At 44.3% G+C, this 15,996-nt stretch carries 18 protein-coding genes; 15 read left to right on the top strand and 3 right to left on the bottom strand.

What is annotated here, in order from left to right:
- The first annotated feature begins 36 nt into the window (after window positions 1-36).
- Genes atpG through IHV10_RS08645 form a run of 3 tightly spaced genes read left to right on the top strand, consistent with a single transcriptional unit; the run spans window position 37 to window position 2,762 of the window.
- A complete protein-coding gene (gene atpG / locus IHV10_RS08635) occupies window positions 37-888 on the top strand; it encodes an ATP synthase F1 subunit gamma (RefSeq protein WP_066398937.1) in 852 nt (283 codons plus the stop codon).
- 55 nt (window positions 889-943) lie between these two features.
- On the top strand, window positions 944-2,332 hold the full coding sequence (gene atpD, locus IHV10_RS08640) for a F0F1 ATP synthase subunit beta (protein WP_066398935.1): 1,389 nt from the start codon (window positions 944-946) through the stop codon (window positions 2,330-2,332).
- A gap of 22 nt (window positions 2,333-2,354) precedes the next feature.
- A complete protein-coding gene (locus tag IHV10_RS08645) occupies window positions 2,355-2,762 on the top strand; it encodes a F0F1 ATP synthase subunit epsilon (protein WP_066398933.1) in 408 nt (135 codons plus the stop codon).
- A 371-nt stretch (window positions 2,763-3,133) separates the two neighbouring features.
- Here IHV10_RS08645 and IHV10_RS08650 read toward each other — a convergent pair whose 3' ends face one another.
- Entirely contained in the window at window positions 3,134-3,313 is a 180-nt protein-coding gene (locus IHV10_RS08650; protein WP_197128306.1) for a hypothetical protein, read from the bottom strand.
- Window positions 3,314-3,503: 190 nt separating this feature from the next.
- Between IHV10_RS08650 and IHV10_RS08655 the strand changes: the two genes are divergently transcribed.
- The 4 genes from IHV10_RS08655 to IHV10_RS08670 all read left to right on the top strand — a co-directional run bounded on the left by IHV10_RS08655 (window position 3,504) and on the right by IHV10_RS08670 (window position 8,505).
- Window positions 3,504-4,049: a glycerol-3-phosphate responsive antiterminator gene (locus IHV10_RS08655; RefSeq protein WP_144696936.1), complete on the top strand. Its 546-nt coding sequence runs from the start codon at window positions 3,504-3,506 to the stop codon at window positions 4,047-4,049.
- A gap of 203 nt (window positions 4,050-4,252) precedes the next feature.
- Window positions 4,253-5,080, top strand: a complete 828-nt coding sequence (locus IHV10_RS08660) for an MIP/aquaporin family protein (RefSeq protein ID WP_197128307.1) — start codon at window positions 4,253-4,255, stop codon at window positions 5,078-5,080.
- Window positions 5,081-5,113: 33 nt separating this feature from the next.
- A complete protein-coding gene (gene glpK, locus IHV10_RS08665) occupies window positions 5,114-6,616 on the top strand; it encodes a glycerol kinase GlpK (RefSeq protein WP_197128308.1) in 1,503 nt (500 codons plus the stop codon).
- 230 nt (window positions 6,617-6,846) lie between these two features.
- Window positions 6,847-8,505, top strand: coding sequence for a glycerol-3-phosphate dehydrogenase/oxidase (locus IHV10_RS08670; RefSeq protein WP_197128309.1), 1,659 nt, complete (start codon window positions 6,847-6,849; stop codon window positions 8,503-8,505).
- A gap of 325 nt (window positions 8,506-8,830) precedes the next feature.
- Here the strand turns inward: IHV10_RS08670 and IHV10_RS08675 are convergent, their stop codons facing one another.
- Both IHV10_RS08675 and IHV10_RS08680 read right to left on the bottom strand, forming a co-directional pair.
- Entirely contained in the window at window positions 8,831-9,220 is a 390-nt protein-coding gene (locus tag IHV10_RS08675; RefSeq protein WP_197128310.1) for a DUF1722 domain-containing protein, read from the bottom strand.
- A 32-nt stretch (window positions 9,221-9,252) separates the two neighbouring features.
- Entirely contained in the window at window positions 9,253-9,450 is a 198-nt protein-coding gene (locus IHV10_RS08680) for a hypothetical protein (RefSeq protein ID WP_066398908.1), read from the bottom strand.
- A gap of 219 nt (window positions 9,451-9,669) precedes the next feature.
- Between IHV10_RS08680 and IHV10_RS08685 the strand changes: the two genes are divergently transcribed.
- The 8 genes from IHV10_RS08685 (at window position 9,670) to nuoK (ending at window position 15,992) form a co-directional block, all read left to right on the top strand.
- Window positions 9,670-10,044 (top strand): NADH-quinone oxidoreductase subunit A, encoded by a 375-nt coding sequence (locus IHV10_RS08685; RefSeq protein ID WP_066398906.1) that lies wholly within the window; start codon window positions 9,670-9,672, stop codon window positions 10,042-10,044.
- Complete coding sequence (locus tag IHV10_RS08690) at window positions 10,035-10,550, top strand: NuoB/complex I 20 kDa subunit family protein (RefSeq protein WP_137791106.1); 516 nt, start codon at window positions 10,035-10,037, stop codon at window positions 10,548-10,550. The genes IHV10_RS08685 and IHV10_RS08690 overlap by 10 nt, the downstream gene beginning before the upstream one ends.
- Window positions 10,547-11,968: an NADH-quinone oxidoreductase subunit C gene (locus IHV10_RS08695; RefSeq protein ID WP_197128311.1), complete on the top strand. Its 1,422-nt coding sequence runs from the start codon at window positions 10,547-10,549 to the stop codon at window positions 11,966-11,968. Before IHV10_RS08690 ends, IHV10_RS08695 begins: the two co-directional genes overlap by 4 nt.
- A gap of 5 nt (window positions 11,969-11,973) precedes the next feature.
- Entirely contained in the window at window positions 11,974-13,074 is a 1,101-nt protein-coding gene (locus tag IHV10_RS08700; protein WP_197128312.1) for an NADH-quinone oxidoreductase subunit D, read from the top strand.
- On the top strand, window positions 13,071-14,072 hold the full coding sequence (nuoH, locus tag IHV10_RS08705) for an NADH-quinone oxidoreductase subunit NuoH (protein ID WP_197129877.1): 1,002 nt from the start codon (window positions 13,071-13,073) through the stop codon (window positions 14,070-14,072). The genes IHV10_RS08700 and nuoH overlap by 4 nt, the downstream gene beginning before the upstream one ends.
- 680 nt (window positions 14,073-14,752) lie before the next feature.
- On the top strand, window positions 14,753-15,172 hold the full coding sequence (nuoI, locus tag IHV10_RS08710; protein ID WP_197128313.1) for an NADH-quinone oxidoreductase subunit NuoI: 420 nt from the start codon (window positions 14,753-14,755) through the stop codon (window positions 15,170-15,172).
- On the top strand, window positions 15,169-15,681 hold the full coding sequence (locus IHV10_RS08715; RefSeq protein WP_197128314.1) for an NADH-quinone oxidoreductase subunit J: 513 nt from the start codon (window positions 15,169-15,171) through the stop codon (window positions 15,679-15,681). The genes nuoI and IHV10_RS08715 overlap by 4 nt, the downstream gene beginning before the upstream one ends.
- A complete protein-coding gene (gene nuoK / locus IHV10_RS08720) occupies window positions 15,678-15,992 on the top strand; it encodes an NADH-quinone oxidoreductase subunit NuoK (protein WP_066398890.1) in 315 nt (104 codons plus the stop codon). The genes IHV10_RS08715 and nuoK overlap by 4 nt, the downstream gene beginning before the upstream one ends.
- Window positions 15,993-15,996 lie beyond the last annotated feature (4 nt).

The raw sequence follows: 15,996 nt of genomic DNA on the forward strand, positions 1-15,996 counted from the left end.
CGATTTTTAAACTACCAATAAAGGTGGTGAAAATGAATGGCATTAAAAGATATTAAAGCACGTATAGACTCCACTAAAAAGACCATGCAGATCACAAAAGCGATGGAGATGGTTTCAGCTGCAAAGCTAAACCGCGCTGAGCAAAATGCGAAATCTTTCGGCCCTTACGTGGACAAGATCCAAGAAGTGGTAGGAAGCATCGCATCTGGAAGCAACGCGAAACACTCTATGCTTTTAACACGTCCAGTGAAGAAGACGGGTTACTTCGTCGTTACAGCTGACCGTGGATTAGCAGGAGCTTATAACTCGAATATTTTGCGCCACGTATACCGTACGATTCAAGAGCGTCACAAATCAGCAGATGAGTATGCATTGATCGTGATCGGTAAAGTTGGTGTGAACTTTTTCAAAAGCCGTAAGATGTCGATCTTGGACAGCATCACAGGCGTGGCAGACCAGCCATCCTTTGCTGAGATCAAGGCAATCGCATCAAAGGCAGTCGGTCTTTATGCGGACGGAACATTTGATGAGCTTTACATGTATTACAACCATTTTGTAAGTGCCATTCAGAGCGATCTGACGGAGAAGAAGCTTCTTCCGTTAACAGATATCGCTGCAACAAAATCAAAATCTTCCTATGAGTATGAACCATCAGAGGACGAGATCCTTGAAGTGCTTCTTCCTCAATATGCGGAGAGCTTGATTTATGGTGCTTTACTTGATGCGAAAGCAGCCGAGCATGCTTCTCGTATGACTGCGATGAGAAATGCAACGGATAACGCTAATGAACTGATCGGCCAATTGAACCTCTCGTACAACCGTGAGCGTCAAGCAGCCATCACTCAGGAAATTACGGAAATCGTCGGCGGTGTAGCAGCTCTAGAATAGACTTTTATAAGTGATTCTAGCAGCTATTTTGCAAAGTAAGATAGGAGGGAAACCGATGAATAAAGGCTATATTACTCAAATTCTTGGACCGGTCGTTGACGTTAAGTTCGAAGGCCAGCTTCCAGAATTGCTTAACGCTTTAACTGTTAGCGCTGAGGGTGTTGACTTAACACTAGAAGTAGCACTTCACCTTGGTGATAACATGGTTCGTACAATCGCAATGGATTCAACGGATGGTCTTGTTCGTGGAATGGAAATCGCTGACTCAGGTAAGCCGATCTCTGTACCAGTAGGTGAAGCAACTCTTGGACGTGTATTTAACGTAACAGGTGATCACATTGACCTTGGTGAGGCAGTACCGGCAGATGTTCGCCGTGACCCGATCCACCGTTCAGCACCTTCTTTTGAAGAATTAACAACAAAAACGGAGATCCTTGAAACAGGGATTAAAGTAGTTGACCTTATCGCTCCATACGTAAAAGGTGGAAAAATCGGTCTTTTCGGTGGTGCGGGTGTAGGTAAAACAGTTCTTATCCAGGAGCTTATCAACAACATCGCACAAGAACACGGTGGTATCTCCGTATTCGCAGGTGTTGGTGAGCGTACTCGTGAAGGAAATGACCTTTTCCACGAGATGAGTGACTCTGGTGTTATCAAGAAAACGGCAATGGTATTCGGACAGATGAACGAGCCACCTGGAGCACGTGCACGTATCGCTCTTTCTGGTTTGACAATGGCTGAATTCTTCCGTGACGAGCAAGGACAAGACGTTCTTTTCTTCGTAGATAACATCTTCCGTTTCACGCAAGCAGGTTCTGAAGTATCTGCCCTTCTTGGCCGTATGCCATCAGCGGTAGGTTACCAGCCAACTCTTGCAACTGAGATGGGTCAATTACAAGAGCGTATCACATCTACGAAAAAAGGTTCTGTAACATCTATCCAAGCGATCTATGTACCTGCCGATGACTATACGGATCCGGCTCCAGCTACAGCGTTCGCCCACTTAGATGCAACAACAAACCTTGAGCGTAAACTTACAGCTATGGGTATCTATCCAGCGGTAGATCCACTAGCTTCAACTTCACGTGCACTTTCTCCTGAGATCGTTGGAGAAGAGCATTACGAAGTAGCTCGTAAAGTACAGGCGACTTTACAGCGTTATAAAGAGCTTCAAGATATCATCGCAATCCTTGGTATGGACGAGCTTTCTGAAGACGACAAGCTAGTTGTACACCGTGCGCGTCGTATCCAGTTCTTCTTATCTCAAAACTTCCACGTTGCAGAACAATTTACAGGACAAAAAGGTTCATACGTTCCTGTTAAAGAAACAGTTCGTGGATTCAAAGAAATCCTTGAAGGAAAATACGATGATCTTCCGGAATCAGCGTTCCATCTCGTAGGCTCTATTGAGGATGCTATTGAAAAAGCAAAAACTTTGGCCTAATGCCTGAAAGGGGTAAGATTGGATGAAAACCATTCAAGTCAGCGTAGTAACCCCTGATGGTCCTGTGTTTGAAGGAAATGCGAAAATGGTCAGCGCGAAAGCAAAAAGTGGGGAGCTTGGAATTCTTCCAGGCCATATCCCTCTTGTAGCTCCTTTAACGATCAGCGCCGTGCGTGTTCACGACGTTGATGGGAAAACACAATATGTGGCCGTTAGCGGTGGATTTATTGAAGTGCGACCTGAAAAAGTCACGATTTTAGCCGAAGCTGCTGAGATCGCTGGCGACATCGAAGTAGATCGTGCACGTGCAGCAAAAGAGCGTGCCGAACAGCGTCTTGCAAGCAACAAACAAGACAACCTAGATGCAGCTCGTGCGGAGTTTGCGCTTAAACGCGCAATGAACCGTATCGACATAGCAACAAAACGTTAATATGATTAAGCCCTGTAGCTCTCTTTATAGAGAGTTGCAGGGCTTTTTTTGTGTTTGTAGGGGGTATGTGATGGTATAGGGAGTGCGAGCGATGTCGAGGATTGTAAACTCGTGGATAAAGGGATTGAAGGCTAAAATTCGTGGATAAACAGGGAAAACTTCTGGATAAACAGCTTAAACTTTTGGATTGCACAAATTTTATACCCCATAAGGTATATCGATTGTACAGTTTCGGGAACCGAAACTGTACCTGACCTTTTTCAGAAATCAAAAACCCCTCTGACTTGTCCAAAAATAAAGTCAAAGGGGTTCTATACGAGGACATCACGTTCAGTTTGAGAAGGTTGAACATCGGATGAATCGTTTTTTATTTAGTTTCTTCCAAAAATCGGCGGAGCACATGAAACCCTACGTACCCACAATTGATCGCCATTTTCATCAGTCATCGCGTTCGTTTCTGTTACCTCTTCCATTTGAACCACTTCATCACCAAAAGGATTTTGAAAGTCGCCAACAGGAGAGAGCACAGGTTTTTTTCTCTTTTTAATCATGCTTTTCACCTCCTCAAGCAAAGGAAGTGCTTAAAATATAGCTTCATTTAAAAGCTATACACTATTTAATGCTCGTCCGTCGGTAGTTGTATGTGTTATTATCACTTAATATGTAAAAAAGGCGGTTTACCGGGGTTTTGCAATAAAATGTGAGAACTGGTGAATGATAAGAACGTAAGGGGTGTGCAAGATGAGCTTCCATGGACAAAAAGTTTTGCCGGCAGCGAGAAAGATGAAGGATTTTGAGAAGCTGCTAAACAGCAAATACACATATATCGTATGTTTGGATACGCATATCAGTCAGTTGAAATTCATGATCGCTATGGCGAACGAAAGAAAGAAGAAAGTTTTGGTTCATCTGGACCTTATTAACGGCTTGAAAGCAAACGAATATGCGGTGGATTTTTTAGCACAAGAAATGAAACCAGCAGGAATCATTTCAACGCGATCTAACTGCATTATTCGTGCAAAAAAGAAGAACATGATTGCTGTTCAGCGTTTGTTTTTATTAGATTCATTAGCACTTGAAACGAGTTATAAAGTGATCGAACGTGCTCAGCCAGACTATTTAGAGGTTTTGCCAGGCATCATGCCGGAAATAATAAGAGAAGTGAGTGAGCAAGCGGGTATACCTGTAATTGCTGGTGGATTAATTCGTACAAAAGTGAACGTAATGGAAGCACTTGAAGCAGGTGCAGAGGCTGTGACGACTTCAAACCCGGAATTGTGGATCTAATGTTCTTGTGAAATAACGTTTGACAACGTTTTCATCCTTGTTATAATAGAGACAAGTTCATAAACGTGACGGAGAACATGGAGATCCACAAGGGTTACTTATAGCAAAACTATAGGTATCTTTTGCTGGGTCTTTTTTTGATGAAATCCGGACACATCATTGCACTTATATTTGATAGCGATTGCACAAAAGGAGGAAAATACATGTCAACATTTATGGCAGAACTGATAGGAACAATGATTCTAATCATATTTGGCGGGGGCGTTGTTGCAAACGTTTCCTTGAATAAATCAAAAGCCCAAGGTGGGGGATGGATCGTTGTCGCACTTGCTTGGGGGTTAGCTGTTGCAATGGCGGTATATGCAGTCGGAAGCTTTAGCGGTGCACACCTTAATCCGGCAGTAACACTAGGTCTTGCTTCAATCGGTGAATTTGCTTGGTCGGATGTGCCAGCATATATCATTGCACAAATAATCGGTGGTATCTTAGGAGGAATGGTCGTATACTTCCACTTCCTTCCTCACTGGAAAGCAACAGATGATCCAGCGGTAAAATTAGGAGTTTTCTCAACGGACCCTGCAATTCCACATACATTTTCGAATCTTTTATCAGAATTCATTGGAACTGCGGTTTTACTAGTAGGATTATTGTCAATTGGAGCGAATAAATTTTCAGACGGGTTAAATCCACTGATCGTCGGATTCCTAATCGTAGCAATCGGGTTGTCACTTGGAGGACCAACAGGTTATGCCATCAATCCGGCACGTGACCTTGGTCCAAGGATCGCACATTTTATCTTGCCTATACCAGGTAAGGGTGGATCCAACTGGACGTACTCGTGGATTCCAGTTGTAGGACCAGTGCTTGGAGGAGTTTTCGGAGCATTGTTCTATCAAGCTGTTTTTACAGGAAAAGTTACAACGTTATTCTGGATTTGGACAGTGGTATCACTAGCAATCTTTGCTATAACGTTCTTCTTAGGAAGCAAAGGCACACATGCACTGCCTCATGGAGATGAAATAGAAAACTAAAACAAGAACAAACCATTTTGGGAGGGTTTACCTATGGAAAAGAAATATATCATTGCACTCGATCAAGGAACGACAAGCTCAAGAGCGATCCTTTTTAACAAAGCAGGAGAAGTCGTTGAGATCTCACAAAAGGAATTTAAGCAGCACTTCCCGAAGCCAGGCTGGGTAGAGCATGATGCACAAGAAATTTGGGGAACGATTTTAGCAGTAGTTGCTGAAGTTTTATCAAAAACAGATACAGACCCAGGCGAGATTGCTTCGATCGGAATCACGAATCAGCGTGAAACAACGGTCGTTTGGGACAAAAACACTGGAAAACCTGTTCACAACGCGATCGTTTGGCAGTCTCGTCAAACCGCTGAAATCTGTGATGAGCTAAAAAACCAAGGCTTAAACGATAAATTCCGTGATAAAACTGGATTGTTGATCGATGCTTATTTCTCAGGAACAAAAGTAAAATGGATCCTTGATAATGTTGAAGGTGCAAGAGAAAAAGCGGAAAACGGTGACCTGTTATTCGGTACGATCGATACATGGCTGGTTTGGAAGCTAACAGGCGGAAGAGCGCACGTAACGGACTATTCCAACGCATCTCGTACACTAATGTACAACATTTACGATCTGAAGTGGGATGACGAACTTCTTGATATCTTAGGCGTTCCGAAATCAATGCTTCCAGAAGTAAAATCATCTTCAGAAGTATACGGTGAAACGATCGATTATCACTTCTTCGGTAAAAATATTCCGATCGCAGGTATCGCGGGCGATCAGCAAGCGGCACTTTTCGGACAAGCTTGTTTTGAAAAAGGAATGGCGAAGAACACGTATGGAACAGGCTGTTTCATGCTTATGAACACAGGAGAAAAAGCTGTTAAGTCAGAGCATGGCCTTTTAACGACGATTGCTTGGGGTGTGGACGGAAAAGTCGAGTACGCACTTGAAGGAAGTATCTTTGTAGCAGGTTCAGCGATACAATGGTTGCGTGACGGACTTCGTATGTTAAAAGATGCGGCAGACAGTGAAGATTATGCAGAGCGCGTTGCATCAACAGATGGCGTGTACGTTGTGCCAGCATTCGTTGGCCTCGGAACTCCTTACTGGGATTCAGAAGCACGCGGTGCGATTTTCGGACTGACACGCGGTACAGAAAAAGAGCATTTCGTTCGTGCAACACTTGAGTCACTGGCTTATCAAACAGCAGATGTATTAACAGCGATGGAAGCAGACTCAGGTATCGAGCTGAAGAAGCTTCGTGTTGATGGCGGAGCAGTTAAGAACAATTTCTTGATGCAGTTCCAAAGTGATATTTTAAACGTTCCGGTTGAGCGTCCAGAAATCAATGAAACGACGGCACTAGGTGCTGCATATCTGGCAGGTCTAGCAGTCGGTTTCTGGGGCGATCGTCAAGAAATTGCAGATAAATGGAAAGTGGACAGAGACTTCGACGTAAACATGAAAGAGGAAGAGCGTAAAGAGCTTTATGATGGCTGGAAAAAAGCTGTTGAAGCAACGATTGCGTATAAACCTAAAGCATAACCCTTTCAAAATCTAGAAAACTGCGTTATACTAATCACAAGTTGATATTGAACCGGTTGGAGATCAGGAGAGACCACAAAACCTCGTACAAACGATGCGGGGTTCTTGTGGTCTTTTTTGCGTGCCAATACACGGAAATGTTTAAAAATGTGTGTTGGGTTCGCTGATTCCGGGAAAACTACCCGTATTATATTTGTCCAACGGTTCTGTACAGAAGGAGTGAAGAGAAAATGACAGCATCATTTTCAACATATAAAAGAGAAGAAATCATCACAGGTATGAAACAAGAGAAGCTTGATCTTCTTGTAATCGGAGGAGGCGTAACAGGAGCGGGAATTCTTTTAGATGCCCAAACGCGTGGTATGAAAGTAGGTCTTGTTGAGATGCAGGACTTTGCTGCTGGAACATCCAGTCGTTCTACAAAACTTGTTCACGGCGGACTTCGTTATTTAAAACAATTCGAAGTAAAACTCGTTGCAGAAGTTGGTAAAGAACGTGCGATCGTGTACGAGAACGCTCCACACGTAACGACACCAGAATGGATGCTGCTTCCGTTTTATAAAGGCGGTACGTTCGGAAAGTTCTCCACATCCATCGGTCTTAAAGTGTACGATTTCTTAGCAGGCGTAAAACGGAAAGAACGCAGAAAGATGTTTTCAGCTGAAGAAACATTACGCCGTGAACCACTTTTGAAAAAGGATAACTTACTTGGCGGCGGATATTACGTTGAATACAAAACAGATGACGCTCGTCTAACGCTTGAGATCATGAAAGAAGCAGTAGCACGCGGAGCATCTGCTGTGAACTACGCGAAAGTTACAAGCTTTATCTATAACGGAAAAAGAGCGGTCGGTGTAAAAGTGGAAGACCAACTCACTGGTGAAATTCATGAGATCTACGCGAAAAAGATCGTAAACGCAACAGGTCCATGGGTAGATGAGCTTCGCGAAGAAGACCGTTCGAAAACAGGAAAAGAGATCCACCACACAAAAGGGATTCACCTTGTTATTGATGGCTCAAAGTTCCCATTAAAACAAGCGGTCTATTATGATACAGAAGATGGCCGTATGGTTTTCGCGATTCCACGTGCGGGTAAAACATATATTGGTACGACAGATACAGATTATAAAGGAGACCTTGCAAACCCAGGTATGACGGAAGAGGATCTTCAATATGTATTGAACACGATCCACTTCATGTTCCCAGACGTGAAGATCACGCGCGACGATGTTGAATCTTCATGGTCAGGACTACGTCCATTGATTCATGAACCGAAAAAAGGACCTTCAGAAATTTCTCGTAAAGATGAAGTGTTCCACTCACCATCAGGATTATTAACAATCGCTGGTGGTAAGCTGACAGGTTACCGTAAAATGGCTGAAAAAGTCGTTGATATTGTTCGTGATCAGCTTGGTGAGGAAGAAGGGGCAAAATTCCCAGGATGCCGCACGCAACACATGGAGTTATCCGGCGGTAAGATGGGTGGAAGTCAAAACTTTGCAGATTTCCTTCGTACGAAAGTACAAGAAGGCTTAGCGTTAGGTTTAGATGAAGCAAAAGCTCGCGAGCTCGTTCAGCGCTACGGAACGAACATTGATATCGTATATGGTTACATGAAAGAACGCGGTGCAGAAGCGAAGAGCTACAACTTACCAGTAAGTTTGTACGCATCCCTACTTTATGCATTAGAGTATGAGATGACGTCCACGCCATCTGACTTCTTGATCCGCCGTACGTCTGCTCTATACTTTGACATCGATACGGTATATGAGTGGAAAGAAAATGTGATCAACTGCATGGCCGACAAATTGGGCTGGAACGCAGAACAAAAACGTGAGCATGCAGAAGATTTCGAAGAGCAATTACGATTGTCTGTTGAGGCGATCTGATAAAAGTATATAGGTATGGCAGAAAGCAGAAAGGCATCCCGCTTGGTTGAGCGGGGTGTTTTTTTATGTGTGGGGTATATGAGGGGTTATTTGTGTCTGACAGGTGTCGAGGTTTGTCGACTTGAGGATAAATAGCCAAAACTTTTGGATTCAAGCTAAAAACTCGTGGATTGCACACTGGATTTTGTGGATTGGAGGCTAAAATTTATGGATTGGTTCTCAAAGATACCCAACAGGGTATATATAACAAACAGTTTCGTTCACCGAAACTGCACCTATATTAGACAAAACAAAAGGATGATCCCACAACACGACGGGAGCATCCTCAATTCTTGATAAATGTTGAACGTGATAAGTAATCTGAAGGATATTTTTGCAGCAAATATTGCAAAAAAAGATCCATTTCATAAGGCATTTCATCATAATACTCTTCATCTGACTCTCTCAACGTGTCCAACAGTGAAAAAAAGTGCTGCTTATCCACTTCTTCAGCAGATTTTTTAAAATAACCCCAAACATGTTCTAATGTGTTGCATAAAGCACGACGCTCAAAAGGTTTTTCCTTATACTCAGCAATCAACAGCTTAACTTTTTCATAGTCAGAGTCAGATTGAGCCTCTCTCATCTGCCCTTGAACCTCTTTATAAAGGTTATATCCCTTAGCCATCACGGTGTATTTTTCACTCGCCCACAGCTGCTCGGTCTCTTTTTTCAATTGAGATCACATCCTTTAATAACGACATTTCATTAAAGATAAATGTAGAGAGCAAGTGCGATGATCGAAACAAGGATCACCACTGCATAGATGAGTGTAAGGCGCACGAGGTTCTGACGCGTTGAACTTCCGTATTTTTCGTCCTGTGTTTTAGAAATCATGATCGTACCGACTAACCCAGCGATCGAGATTACGACAATCAAGAAATAAGCAATCCACCATATATCCATTACGAATCTCCCCTTTACACCTATCATACTGCTAACAGTGTATCGTCACATCCAAAAAATTTACAGGATTATGAACATTTCTATAGAAAAATAAGGGGTAGACCTTAATATAGTGTAAGTACCATATGTGAAGAAGCACATCGACACAAAATATGGAATTTGCTATAATTAAAGCGGTTACAGAATTTAAAAAATTCTGAAGATTAGGAGGTAGTCAGAATGGATTTTTATCATCTGTATCAAAACAATTACCTCATTGTGGCTGTATTTTTATTTTTAGGGGTCCTTTTGCCGGTTGTCGCATTGACTGCAGGCCGTTTATTGCGCCCTTATAAACCATCAGCAGAAAAATACACCACGTACGAAAGCGGAATCGAACCTTTTCATCAAAGTTGGGTTCAGTACAATGTCCGCTATTATTTGTTTGCGCTCATGTTTGTTATTTTTGATGTTGAAACCGTATTTTTATACCCCTGGGCCGTTGCCTATGAAGAGCTAGGTGTGTTCGCTCTGATTGAGATGGGGATTTTTGTTGTTCTTTTAACGTTAGGTCTTGTATACGCTTGGAAAAAGAAGGTGCTGAAATGGACATAAAGTGGGAACTTACGGCAGAGGAACGCGCCGAACTAGACCGCAACGTATTCATGGTAACACTCGAACAAGTGAAAGCCTGGGCCAGAAGTAACTCGCTATGGCCGTTAACCTTTGGACTCGCCTGCTGCGCGATCGAAATGATGGGCACAGGTTCGTCTCATTATGACTTAGACCGTTTCGGAAGCATATTCCGTACGTCACCTCGTCAATCTGATGTAATGATCGTTTCAGGAACCGTGACGAAGAAAATGGCGCCCGTATTAAAACGATTATATGAACAGATGCCAGAACCAAAGTGGGTCATCGCGATGGGTTCATGCGCTACAGCTGGCGGCCCTTACATCAAATCGTATGCGGTTGTAAAAGGCGTCGATCAAATCGTACCCGTGGATGTATACATACCTGGATGTCCACCTAACCCTGCTGCACTCATTTATGGCATCAATAAGCTTCAAGAAAAAATCCGTTATGAAGCGAAGACAGGCAAGAAGGTGATGAGCGAATGACAGATAAGCAAAATGATTCTAATGAAGGATTATCGATAGAAGAACAAAAGAAAAAAGCAGCCGCAGAAGCGAAGGCAAAAGCGTTGGAGCTTGCGAAACAGCGTCAGGCTGAAAAGGCAAAGGCGGCTGAACAGTCAGAGCCGAAAGCAGCCGAACTGGAGCTAACAAAAGAAGAGCTAAAAAAGAAGGCTGCCGCAGAAGCAAAGGCGAAAGCCCTCGAGCTCGCGAAACAGCGTAAGGCTGAAAAGGCAAAAGCTGCAGAAGTAACAGAGCCGACCGCAGCCGAACCGGAGCTAACAAAAGAAGAGCTAAAAAAGAAGGCTGCCGCAGAAGCAAAGGCGAAAGCCCTAGAGCTCGCGAAACAGCGCCAGGCTGAAAAGGCAAAAGCTGCAGAAGTAACAGAGCCGACCGCAGCCGAGCCAGAGCTAACAAAAGAAGAGCTAAAAAAGAAGGCTGCTGCAGAAGCGAAGGCAAAAGCGCTTGAACTTGCAAAACAGCGTCAGGCTGAGAAAGCAGAAACATCAGAAGTTCCAAAAATCGATGAGCCAACAGACGATCTTGCGAAACAAAAAGCACTAGCCGCCGCGAAAGCGAAAGCAGCCGCAGCAGCAAAGGCGAAGGCAGCAGCTGCCGCTAAAGCAAAACTAGCAAGAGAGAGTGGAGGCAACGCATCCACCGAACCCGCTTCAGACGATGAAAAAGCGAAAGCAGCGGCAAAAGCAAAGGCTGTCGCTGCAGCCAAGGCAAAAGCTGCCGCCGCTGCAAAAGCGAAGGCTTCCCGTGAAGCAGGATCAGATGCACCAACTAGTCCAGCAGGTGATGACGAAAAAGCGAAAGCGATCGCCGCAGCCAAAGCAAAAGCAGCTGCAGCCGCAAAAGCACGTGCTGCCGCGAATGCAAAAGGTGCAGCAACTGAACCTGTCGCAGAAGAAAAACCATCACCAAACCAACCTATCCTCGATACCTACACAAAAGTCATCAAAGAACATCTAGGAGAAGATGTACTCGAAGATTCCTATATTAACAGACTGTCAAAAGACGTCCCTACCTTAGTTGCAAAACCTGAATCCTATTATAAAATTGCGGAGTTTTTAAAATATAACGACCAGCTTCGTTTTGATTATTTATCTGAAATGCACGGCACCGATTTTGAAACACATTTTGAAGTCTATAACCACTTGTATTCCTACAATCATCGCCAGTCCGTTGCATTAAAAGTAAAGATAGACAGAACGAGCGCTACTACCCATTCCATTACCCCGTTATGGGAGGGAGCAAACTGGCCAGAGCGTGAAACATATGATCTTTTAGGCATCCATTTTGAAGGTCATCCGAACTTAACGCGCATCATGCTGCCAGACGATTGGGTAGGATATCCGCTTAGAAAAGATTACGAACCACATGACGTGGAGGTGTAGAGACATTGATCAGAACAGAAGAGATGCTCCTCAACGTTGGGCCTCAGCATCCGAGTACGCACGGTGTTTTTCGAATCGTACTAAAAATTGACGGAGAGACGATCATCGAAGCTACGCCAGTGATCGGATATCTTCACCGAGGCACCGAGAAATTAGCAGAGAACCTTCAGTACACGCAGATTATTCCATACACAGACCGCATGGATTATCTAGCCGCGATGACGAACAACTATGTGATCTGCCATGCTGTTGAAACGATGATGAGTTTAGAGATACCTGAACGAGCGGAATATTTGCGCGTGATTGTGATGGAGCTCGGCCGCATCGCAAGCCATCTCGTTTGGTTCGGTACATATTTATTGGATATCGGGGCGATGAGCCCATTTCTATACGCGTTTCGTGAACGAGAAGCCATCATTAATATGCTGAACGAGATCTGTGGCGCACGCCTTACGTTCAACTATATGCGTGTTGGCGGTGTGAAGTGGGACGCACCAGAAGGCTGGATCGAGAAAGTCCGAGATTTTGTTCCGTACATGAGAGAAGAGCTTGCTGGCTATCACGATCTTGTGACAGGCAATGAAATCTTTTTGAACCGTGTTAAAGGAATCGGCTACTACACGAAAGAAGAAGCACTGAACTTTTCATTAAGCGGCGCGAACTTAAGGTGCACGGGTACGAATTGGGATCTTAGAAAAGATGAGCCTTATTCGATCTATGACCGTTTTGATTTTGATGTACCGGTCTTTCATACAGGCGATGCATGGGCGCGCTATCAGTGCCGCATGCAAGAGATCGAAGAATCACTCAAGATTGTAGAACAAGCGGTGAAACAGTTTCCAGAAGAGGGCGCGGTCATGGCAAAAGTGCCAAGAATCATCAAGCCGCCAAAGGGTGAAGCATTCGTTCGCATTGAGTCGCCTCGCGGAGAGATCGGCTGCTACATCGCGTCAGAAGGAAAAAAAGAACCGTACCGCTTAAAGTTTCGCAGGCCATCTTTTTACAACCTTCAGATTCTGCCAAAACTTTTAGTCGGTGAAAACATCTCCAACTTGATTACCATCTTAGGCGGGATTGATATCGTTCTCGGGGAGGTTGATGGCTGATGGAGGAGCTTTTATATGCACAGCCAGGCTGGACGCATGTTGCGATTTTCTTTGCGCTCGGCGCGGCATTACTCGTCACGGTGCTCGGTTTCGTAACCTACGCGATTCTAGCCGAACGAAAAGTGCTCGGGTTCATGCAGATGCGAACAGGACCGAACCGGGTTGGAGGAAGATTCGGTCTTCTCCAAACGGTAGCAGATGTTTTTAAACTTTTGATAAAAGAAGACACCATACCGAAACTAGCTGATCGGCCGTTGTTCATCTTGGCACCGGTCATCGCATTTGCACCAGCGTTCATGGTGCTCGCGACGATTCCGTTCTCAGAAAACATGCAGTTCGCAGACCTCGGTGTCGGGCTTCTGTATTACGTAGCTGTTTCGGGAATCTCAACGATCGGTATCTTAATGGGTGGCTGGGCATCGAATAATAAATACTCGTTACTCGGCGGCATGCGTGCTGCAGCACAGATGATTTCATACGAGATCCCGCTCGTCATCTCTGTGATCGGGGTGATTCTGTTCGCTGGAAGTCTAAACTTAAACGATATCGTAAGAGGACAAGAAAACATTGCGTACATCTTTTTAACACCGATCGGCTTTTTTGTTTTCTTGATTTCTTCCATCGCTGAGTTGAACCGTACACCGTTCGATTTACCTGAAGCAGAGTCAGAGCTCGTTGCAGGGTATCACGTCGAATACTCAGGGTTTCGCTGGGCGTTCTTCATGCTCACAGAATATGTGTATCTGTTTGCAATGGCTTCCTTAACGACTGTCCTGTTTCTCGGCGGCTGGAACCCGATTCCGTTCTTAGATTTTATTCCAGGTATGCTGTGGTTCGGCGTCAAATTCAGCATCGTCGTATTTTTCATGATCTGGATCCGTGGAACACTTCCACGACTCCGCGCCGATCAACTGATGGGCTTCGCCTGGAAGGTCCTACTGCCGCTCGCACTGCTAAACATTTTTGTCAGTGCAGCAGTAAAGGAATTGTTTTTATAAGAGAGGTATTGTAGATGCTCTGGTGTTCTAGAGGGGTGTTGATTTCCGTTACAGATGCTCGCTTTCCGCGGGGCAGGCGGTGAGCCACATTCGTACGTTTCACGTATAAGTGTCTCACCTGACCGCCAGTCCCGCAGGAGTCTCGCATCTTCCACTACAATCAACTGTTCAAAGAAGACAAAAAAATATTGAAAATCAACAATCCTTTAAAAAAGCCTTATAGAACGATCTTGGGCATTGCTATCTTTTTAAGTAGTTGAGGCAGATTTCCTTACAATCAAGGTTTTGTATATAACTTCATTGACTAGTTGATTGGAGCGCAAGGTGCGAGACTCCTGGGGGATCAGCGGGACAGTTCGAAAAGTGGAAGTGGCTTGTTCAGCCCCGACAAGCAAAAGATAAATGGGTTTGAAGGCGCACTTTGCCTTCTTAGCCATTTAACTTTTGACCTCGAGGGGCTAGCCACTGTAACTAGACAGGTGAGACTCTTAATAGTGCAAGGCACTAAGAGGCTCACCGCACGCCCCCCGGAAAGCGAGCAACCTGGAGCGGAGATCAACAGTTTCAAAATGCTACAGAGAAACCTGGAGCGGAAATCAACACTTTCATAAACGACAGAGCTCAATCACTCAAAAAGTTTTTTAATCGAAAGACCAACGCATAAGGAGCGTGATCTCAGGATGAAAGGTCTTGTAAAAGGTTTAAGCTATACCGTCAAAAACCTAACAAAGCAAAACATTACAACAAGCTATCCAGACGTGCCGATTCAGATGCCTGACCGTTTCCGCGGCATTCAAAAATTCTATCCCGAAAAATGCATCGTCTGTAACCAATGCGCGCAGATCTGCCCGACCGACTGCATTCAGTTAACAGGGAAGCCGCACCCAGATCCTGCGAAAAAAGGGAAGATCATTGATACGTACGACATTAACTTCGAAATCTGTATTTTATGCGATCTGTGTACAGAAGTCTGTCCGACTGAAGCGATCGTTATGACAAATCAGTTTGAGCTTGCTGAATACAGCCGTGATGAACTTTTCAAAAACCTCGAGTGGCTCGATGAGAACGACGAGAATGTTAGAAAGGAGAACAAAGCATGACCGGTGAAATGATCGCTTTTTTCTTTCTCGCTTTAACAGCCATTGCCGGCGGCGTTCTTCTTATTAACCTATCCAATGTCGTTCACATGGTTGTTGCTCTTATTTTTACGTTCATTGCCATTGCAGGAATCTATATCACACTATCAGCAGAGTTCGTTGCCGTTGTGCAGGTTCTGATCTATTCAGGAGCGATTACCATCATCATGCTGTTCGGGATCATGCTCACTCGTCATCAGGAAAAAGAAAAGCGTGCACCACGGTTAAAAGTCATCTTAACGGGGCTAGCGATCGGACTTTTCTTCCTGATCATGTACGGCAAGATCAAAGACCTTGATTTTGGTCAGCAGAACGCAGAGCTTCACATCGATAATACGAAAAAGATCGGAATTGAACTGTATTCGCATTATGTGATTCCGTTTGAGTTAACTTCCGTCTTGCTGCTTGTTGCCTTGATCGGTTCTATCATTCTGGCAAAGCAGGATGACGATGAAAAGGAGGCAAAAAAATGAGCTCTGTTCCTTTAGCAGCTTACTTAACGCTTGCCTTAATCCTTTTTTGTATCGGTTTGTTTGGAGCATTAACGAAACGAAATGCAGTCATCGTACTGATTTCGATCGAATTAATGTTGAATGCGGTAAATATCAATCTCGTAGCATTTGCTAAATACTCAATAAACCCTGGATTAACAGGTCAGATTTTCTCGCTGTTTACGATCACGGTTGCTGCGGCAGAAGCGGCAGTCGGACTTGCGATTCTCATAGCACTGTACCGCAACAGACAGACGGTTAACGTGGATGAGATGGATACGATGAAGCGATAAGGAA

The sequence above is a fragment of the Fictibacillus sp. 5RED26 genome (genome assembly GCF_015903895.1).
GTDB lineage: Bacteria > Bacillota > Bacilli > Bacillales > Fictibacillaceae > Fictibacillus > Fictibacillus phosphorivorans.

What these genes read in the sequence shown, in the direction of transcription:
- atpG (WP_066398937.1), top strand. Translation starts at nt 37, where the DNA reads ATGGCATTAAAAGATATTAAAGCACGTATAGACTCCACTAAAAAGACC.
- atpD (WP_066398935.1), top strand. Translation starts at nt 944, where the DNA reads ATGAATAAAGGCTATATTACTCAAATTCTTGGACCGGTCGTTGACGTT.
- IHV10_RS08645 (WP_066398933.1), top strand. Translation starts at nt 2,355, where the DNA reads ATGAAAACCATTCAAGTCAGCGTAGTAACCCCTGATGGTCCTGTGTTT.
- IHV10_RS08650 (WP_197128306.1), bottom strand. Translation starts at nt 3,313, where the DNA reads ATGATTAAAAAGAGAAAAAAACCTGTGCTCTCTCCTGTTGGCGACTTT.
- IHV10_RS08655 (WP_144696936.1), top strand. Translation starts at nt 3,504, where the DNA reads ATGAGCTTCCATGGACAAAAAGTTTTGCCGGCAGCGAGAAAGATGAAG.
- IHV10_RS08660 (WP_197128307.1), top strand. Translation starts at nt 4,253, where the DNA reads ATGTCAACATTTATGGCAGAACTGATAGGAACAATGATTCTAATCATA.
- glpK (WP_197128308.1), top strand. Translation starts at nt 5,114, where the DNA reads ATGGAAAAGAAATATATCATTGCACTCGATCAAGGAACGACAAGCTCA.
- IHV10_RS08670 (WP_197128309.1), top strand. Translation starts at nt 6,847, where the DNA reads ATGACAGCATCATTTTCAACATATAAAAGAGAAGAAATCATCACAGGT.
- IHV10_RS08680 (WP_066398908.1), bottom strand. Translation starts at nt 9,450, where the DNA reads ATGGATATATGGTGGATTGCTTATTTCTTGATTGTCGTAATCTCGATC.
- IHV10_RS08685 (WP_066398906.1), top strand. Translation starts at nt 9,670, where the DNA reads ATGGATTTTTATCATCTGTATCAAAACAATTACCTCATTGTGGCTGTA.
- IHV10_RS08690 (WP_137791106.1), top strand. Translation starts at nt 10,035, where the DNA reads ATGGACATAAAGTGGGAACTTACGGCAGAGGAACGCGCCGAACTAGAC.
- IHV10_RS08695 (WP_197128311.1), top strand. Translation starts at nt 10,547, where the DNA reads ATGACAGATAAGCAAAATGATTCTAATGAAGGATTATCGATAGAAGAA.
- nuoI (WP_197128313.1), top strand. Translation starts at nt 14,753, where the DNA reads ATGAAAGGTCTTGTAAAAGGTTTAAGCTATACCGTCAAAAACCTAACA.
- IHV10_RS08715 (WP_197128314.1), top strand. Translation starts at nt 15,169, where the DNA reads ATGACCGGTGAAATGATCGCTTTTTTCTTTCTCGCTTTAACAGCCATT.
- nuoK (WP_066398890.1), top strand. Translation starts at nt 15,678, where the DNA reads ATGAGCTCTGTTCCTTTAGCAGCTTACTTAACGCTTGCCTTAATCCTT.